The 449-nt window shown below is 54.6% G+C and carries 2 protein-coding genes; both read right to left on the minus strand.

Translation table 11 applies throughout. From position 1 onward, the window contains the following. A partial coding sequence (locus ACL9RI_RS27665; protein ID WP_422729647.1) for an RHS repeat-associated core domain-containing protein occupies window positions 1–205 on the minus strand: 205 nt, incomplete at its 3' end. Then, window positions 195–440: an RHS repeat-associated core domain-containing protein gene (locus ACL9RI_RS27670; RefSeq protein WP_422729648.1), complete on the minus strand. Its 246-nt coding sequence runs from the start codon at window positions 438–440 to the stop codon at window positions 195–197. The genes ACL9RI_RS27670 and ACL9RI_RS27665, both read right to left, overlap by 11 nt. Window positions 441–449: the final 9 nt, after the last annotated feature.

Genomic DNA, 449 nt, shown 5'->3' on the forward strand with positions numbered 1-449 from the left:
CCAACCCAATCGGATCACTCTGCAAATACCGTCCCAACGACGCATCATAATAACGGTGCCAGTTGTACCACAGCCCCGATTCGTTATCGTAATACTGCCCTGGAAAGCCGACATGCATGCCGCCGATATTGTCGACGATAATGGTGCGGTCGAATGCAGCGTTGGCGGCGCGCCAGGCGACGGTGCCGTTGGCGTCAGTCAGCACTTCCGGACGGCCCCGTTTGTCGTTGTGGCTGGCGTAGACAGATTAATCCAGTAGGATCAACGCGATTTATTGGATTTTCTCCCAAATAAACATAGGTGTTGATGCCACCCGCAAGCCCGATGGGGTCAGTTTGGACGTACTGCCTATCGGCCAGTCGCAGTTTCGCGCAGCTTCGAAATTGATTTCGCAGTAAGCCCAAGCAGTTGACGAAGAGACCGCTGCCCCGGGTAAACAATGTCAGCGA

This window comes from Janthinobacterium sp. Mn2066 (assembly GCF_049319705.1).
GTDB lineage: Bacteria > Pseudomonadota > Gammaproteobacteria > Burkholderiales > Burkholderiaceae_D > Janthinobacterium.